This window comes from Nitratidesulfovibrio oxamicus (assembly GCF_015731765.1).
GTDB lineage: Bacteria > Desulfobacterota > Desulfovibrionia > Desulfovibrionales > Desulfovibrionaceae > Cupidesulfovibrio > Cupidesulfovibrio oxamicus.
Window position 1 is genome coordinate 1 of sequence record NZ_VRYY01000148.1, and the last position, 5542, is coordinate 5542.

At 67.8% G+C, this 5542-nt stretch carries 5 protein-coding genes; 2 read left to right on the forward strand and 3 right to left on the reverse strand.

Features of this window, described 5'->3' with window-relative positions; genetic code table 11:
* Positions 1 to 819: 819 nt before the first annotated feature.
* The 3 genes from FVW20_RS06520 to FVW20_RS06530 form a co-directional block, all read right to left on the reverse strand.
* Positions 820 to 993 carry a hypothetical protein gene (locus FVW20_RS06520; RefSeq protein ID WP_196608793.1) on the reverse strand — a complete coding sequence of 58 codons (174 nt, stop codon included), beginning with the start codon at positions 991 to 993 and terminating at the stop codon, positions 820 to 822.
* A gap of 49 nt (positions 994 to 1042) precedes the next feature.
* Positions 1043 to 1258, reverse strand: a complete 216-nt coding sequence (locus FVW20_RS06525) for a hypothetical protein (RefSeq protein ID WP_196608794.1) — start codon at positions 1256 to 1258, stop codon at positions 1043 to 1045.
* 98 nt (positions 1259 to 1356) lie between these two features.
* The gene (locus FVW20_RS06530; RefSeq protein ID WP_196608795.1) at positions 1357 to 1803 is read right to left on the reverse strand and encodes a flavodoxin; all 447 of its coding nucleotides are present in this window, start codon (positions 1801 to 1803) and stop codon (positions 1357 to 1359) included.
* A 567-nt stretch (positions 1804 to 2370) separates the two neighbouring features.
* Here FVW20_RS06530 and FVW20_RS06535 point away from each other — a divergent pair.
* Positions 2371 to 3021 carry a DedA family protein gene (locus FVW20_RS06535; RefSeq protein ID WP_196608796.1) on the forward strand — a complete coding sequence of 217 codons (651 nt, stop codon included), beginning with the start codon at positions 2371 to 2373 and terminating at the stop codon, positions 3019 to 3021.
* A gap of 368 nt (positions 3022 to 3389) precedes the next feature.
* The coding region (locus FVW20_RS06540; RefSeq protein ID WP_307831401.1) for a PAS domain-containing protein at positions 3390 to 5542 on the forward strand (2153 nt) is incomplete at its 3' end.

Here is a 5542-nt window from a genome sequence, read left to right on the forward strand (position 1 = left end):
CCTGCGGGGCCGCGCGTCCCGTGCCTGCGGCGGCCATGGGGCGACGCCTGCCGCCGGCGGGGTACGCGGGCCGTGGTGGCCGAATCCTCGTAGTCATGCCCCTTTCCTTCGTCTGTCGGCCATGGCCCCGCGCGGCATGAAAAAAAGCCGGGTGCACCTGCGGTGCGCCCGGCCATGCATGCCATGCGAGACGCCCGCCTAAGCTGCCCGGCAAAAGTAATAGAAGTAAAAGAACGCCCCGGTGGAGCGGGGCGTTAGGAATACTTCAGGAGTGGCGGCCAGGGGCTGGCGGGACGACGTGGCCACGGTGCGTTTGGCACACGGGGCGGAAAGGGCCACGGAAGCCGAAACCGATCCCCGCCCCACGCCGGCGGGGTCCTGCGCCGGACGAAGGGGGGCATTGGGCGCGGCGGCCATGGTGGGCCGCGTTGCGGGGCGGTGCTCGGTGCTGGCGGTCATGCGGTACCTGTGTACGATGTCGAGGGCCAGGACATGGCGCTGCCATGTCTTCCATGGTGCCGCGCGACACCTTGCGCCATGCGGTGCGTGGCGTAGGGCGGCTGCGGTCTGGCCCGAGAGTGGTGCTGCAATAATGCAGAGCGCCACACGGCGGGATGGAAGCGAGAATAGGCGGGTCCGGGGGGGAAGGCAAGCGGAAAAATTCCGAAATTACAAAAATGTCAGTGCTGTGGGGCGTCCCGGGGGGTTGCCGTGTTGTTGCGCTTCGGTCAGGTGCGCACCCGTGCACCCGTGCTGCCGTGCGAGCGTGGCAAAGCGGCGTCTGGGCGCGGCGCCTGGGAGCTGCACCGCTGGCGCGGGTCAGCCCAGCAGCAGGGTGGCTGCGGTGATTTCCAGCAGCAGCGCGGCGGTGATGAGCAGGGCAAGGTCTTTCATGGCGTGTTTCCGGTGCCGGGCGGTGCGACGATGCGCCCGCCCGGCGCGGTCATGTCTGGTGTGTGCTCGTGCGTAGGGCGGTAAACCGCCGCCCCGCATCGGGCCGCGTGCGAAAGGGCGGCCCACGTATTGCGTCAGGCGTATTGCGTCAGGCGGCGGAGCGCCCTGCGGTGGCAGCGGAGGACCGGGGCGCCTCGTCCGCCCCATGGGGGTGATCGGCACCGTCAAGCCCGTCAGGGCCGAGCCGTCCCGCAAGAGCGAGATCGTGTTCCCTGCGGTCGTCACTGGTGATGAGGCGGCGCAGCGACCCGGCGAAGCGCCGGGCCACCACGCGACCGGAACCGATGGAGCAGGCAAGGGTCATGGCATGGTCCTCCGTGGGAGTTGCAATACAGCGGGAGCGCTGGCTCCCGTGCATGATGTCGGACGGTGCGGCAGGCGCAATGAACGGCGTGGATGGTCCTACAGGGCGGCCGCCACGCGCCCGGCCCAGGCGGAAACGTCGTCGCGCACGGTGCGCGGATCGCCGTCGATCTTCAGCGAATCGGCCACAATGTCCGCGCCAAGGCCGGACAGGCGTTCTTCGATGGCATCCACCGCGCCGCAGAAGTAGGTGTAGCTGCTGTCGCCGCAGCCGAAGCAGGCCGCGCGGCCCTTGCCCGCGCCCGTGGCCTCCAGCGATTCGTACAGGTGGATGAAGTCGTCCTGCAGTTCGATTTCGTCGTCGCCCCAGGTGGAGCAGCCGAACAGCACGAGGTCGCGGCCCTCGCACAGGCCTTCCGCCTCTACCTGGCCCGCGTCGCGGATTTCGACGCTGTGGCCCGCTTCGGTGATGTCTCGACCGACGGTTTCGGCGACCCAGGCGGTGTTGCCGGTGGTGGAACCGTAGACGATGAGCACGTTGGCCATGGGAATCCTCCGGATGGATGGTGTCGGTGTGCGTATCAGTGTACGTGTCGGTGCCGTCCGTCAGACGGCCCGACTACACTTTTCCCTGTGGCGAGCGGGGCGTGCCGGATGCGCGGAACGCGCGGCGCGTGTTGCGTGTCCGCGGGGGGAGGCGTTCCCCGTCCGCCCCGGGTTGCAAGGCCGGGACGGACGGGAAAGGCCGGAGGCTGGAAGGCGTGGGAGTAATGTGGGCATGTGCTGGCGTCGTTGTGGTTGTTCGTTGAAAGGACCATAGTGAAAATGAAAATCCTTTTCAAGTGAAAAACGAAAGTCTGCGAAAAAAGACCGCCTGAAGAATATCGCCTGGCATTCCGGTCGGCAAGGCGGCACGCCCCTGGGCATGCTGGCAGCGCATGGCTGCACGCCCTTGCAACCTGTACGTCCTTGCAGATTGTACTTCCGGGCACCCTGTACTGCCGGGCGACCCTTGCGTGGCTGTGCGGCGTGGCGTACAGAGGCAAGGCCGCATTCACGCGGCCCGTCGCCATATCCGCAGATGCGCCGGCAGTACCGGCACCGGAGCCTTCCTTGGACATTCTGGGCATTTTTTCCACCTTCGTTTCCTTCCTGCTGCATGTGGACAGGCACCTATTCGAGCTTGTCTCCAACTGGGGCGTGTACACCTACGCCATCCTGTTCCTGATCGTGTTCTGCGAGACGGGGCTGGTGGTCACCCCGTTCCTGCCCGGCGATTCGCTGCTCTTTGCGGCGGGCACCATCGCCGGGGCGGGGCATCTGGAATACTTTCCCCTGGCCTTCACGCTGCTGGCCGCCGCCATCGTCGGCGACGCGGTGAACTACCGCATCGGGCGCTACATCGGTCCGCCGGTGTTCGAGAAGAACTATCGCCTGCTCAACCGCCAGCACCTGTACCGGGCGCACGAATTCTACGAACGCCACGGCGGCAAGGCCATCGTGCTGGCCCGTTTCGTGCCGGTGGTGCGCACCTTCGCGCCCTTCGTGGCGGGGGTGGCGGCCATGGACGCCCGGCGCTTCCTGCTGTTCAACGCCGGCGGCGCACTGCTGTGGGTGGGACTGCTGGTGACGGCCGGGTATTTTCTGGGCAACATGCCGTTGGTGCAGCGCAATTTCAGCCTGGTCATCTATGGCATCATTGTGGTGTCCGTGCTGCCCATCGTGGTGGAATACGCCCGGGCCATGCTGCGCCGAGAGCGTTGACGGCGTGGACGTATCGCGCAAGCACGTGGTTCCTTGTCAATCTGCGCCGCACTCCGCCTGCATGGGCGGTGTGCGGCGTTCGTCATGATGCCAGCCGCGTGCTCCCCATGGCTTGAACGATGATGCATTGTCTTGCCGGAACGGTATGCCTTTTCCGTTGACGCTGCATGGCTATTGAGTAGTGTGGCAGCGTCGGGTGTGCTCGCGCCGGTTCCGGGGGGATCGGGCGCGACAGAACGCAAGGGGCCAGCGTAATGCAGGATGCAAACGACGCGGACCGCCGTGAATGTCCGGAATATGCGGAGCCGCGGAACCTGATCGCCCATCGGAACGGCCCGGTCGCTCCAGACGCGGGTACAGCTCCGGTCGTGCCAGCAGACCCGGACGGGCAGTCCGCCGGTCCGGCGGAACAGTTGCGGCGCGATGCCGAACTGTTTCGCGGTGTATTCCGCAACATGAACGCGGGCGTGATGGTGTTGCGCCCCGTGCACGCCCATGGGGACGACTGCGCCGATTTCACCCTGCTCGACATCAACCCGGCGGGCGAGCGGCTGAGCAGTCTGACCCGCGCGGAATGCACCGGCAGCCTGCTGTCCGGCCTGCTGCCCGTCCCGGTGGCCGCCACCCTGCGCGAGGCCCTGGCCCGTGCGTGGCGCAGCGGCATTGCCGAGCACCTTCCCTCCTTCCTCTACAGCGACAAGATACGCGGCTGCTGGCGCCACTACTTCATCAGCCGCGCCGATTCGGGCGATCTGCTGCTGATCTACGAGGACGTCACCGAACGCTACACGGCCCTTGCCAACCTGGCCGCCGGGGAGGAAAAGTACCGCGCCCTGGTGGAAAATACGCCGGACATCATCATGCGCTTTGACGGCGACCTGCGTCTTGCCTGCGTCAACGCCGCCGTCAGCCCCTACCTGGGGCCGCCGGAAGCACTCATGGGGCGCGGGGTGGCGGAACTGGGCCTTGCCCCGCAGGTGGCGGAATTCTGGGCACGCCAGTTGCGCGGGGTGCTGGAATCGGGCCGTCCGGTGCAGACCGACTACGTGTTTCACGGGCCTGCCGGGCGGGTGCTGTTCGACTGGCGGCTGGTGCCCGAGCGCAGGGGGGACGGGGGCGTTGCCTCCGTGCTCAGCCTGCTGCGCGACGTGACCCGCCAGCGTTCCATGGAACATGATTTCCGCACCCTGTTCCGCAAGCTGATCACCAGTTTCGCCGTGCACGAAATGCTGCTGGACGATGAGGGACGGCCTGTGGATTTCCGGTTTCTGACGGTGAACCCGGCTTTCGAGGCCATGGCTGGCCGTCGCGCCGAAGACGTGCTGGGGCGCGCGGGCAGCGAGGTGTTCGGCCCGCAGGATCCGGCATGGATCGCGACGCTGGGCCGGGTGGCCCTGACCGGTGAGCCGCTGCACACGGAACGCTATTCCCGCAACATGGGAAAATGGCTGGAGATGGCCGTCTATCGGGTGCGCGAACGCCAGTTCGCCATCATTGCCGCGGACATCACCGAACGCCGCAACGCCCGGCGCGAGCGCAGGCTGGGCGCGGCGCGGCTGTCGGCCCTGCACCGCCTGTCGCGCATGGACGCGGCGCCCGAACGGTCGATCATGCGCTTTGCGCTGGAACAGGCGGTGCGCCTGACCGGCAGCGAATTGGGCTACCTTGCCCTGGTGGACGGCGGACGGGTGCCGGCGGATGGCGTGCTGTGGTCGCACCTGATGACGGAACCGGCGAGGCTTGCCGCGCCTTCTGGGGACGCCCGGGACGGTCGGACGGATGGTCGGACGGACGGCAGGGCGGGCGTGGCGGGCCCGTGGTCAGAGGTGGTGCGCTCCGGCCAGCCGGAAATCCGCAACGAAGCCCCGACCGGGGGGGGCGGTTGGGCTGGCGTGTCCGGGGCACCCGGAGTGTCCGGCCAGCCCGATGCGCCCGATTCCGCGAATACGGCTGGGCTGACGAGCGCCATGGGCGTGCGAGATGTGCCGGGCGCGCCGGGCGCGGAACCGGTCCATCGCGTGGGCGATATATCGCTGTGGCGGCACCTGGCCGTGCCCGTGCTGGAAGAGGGGCGGCTGGTGGCCGTGGCGGGCGTGGCCAACAAGGATATGCCCTACGAACGGGCCGACCACCGCCAGTTGGAATTGTTCATGCATGGCATGTGGGAACACATCGCGCGGCGGCGGGCCATGGTCTCGTTGCGGCGGGCCAAGGAATCCGCCGAGGCGGCCAACCGCTCCAAGGACGAGTTCCTTGCCAACATGAGCCACGAACTGCGCACCCCGCTCAACGGGGTGCTGGGCATGCTGCAACTGCTGGACGGTCCGGACCTGAGCGACGAGCGGCGCGGCTACCTGCGCACGGCGGTGGAATCCGGCCATGCCCTTTTGCGCATCATCGACGACCTGCTGGACCTTTCCGCGCTGGGCGCGGGCGGATCGGGCCTGCGCGACGAGCCGTTCGACCCGGCGGCGGTGCTGCGTCAGGTGGCCGAAATGGTGGGCCCGGCAGCGCGGCGGCG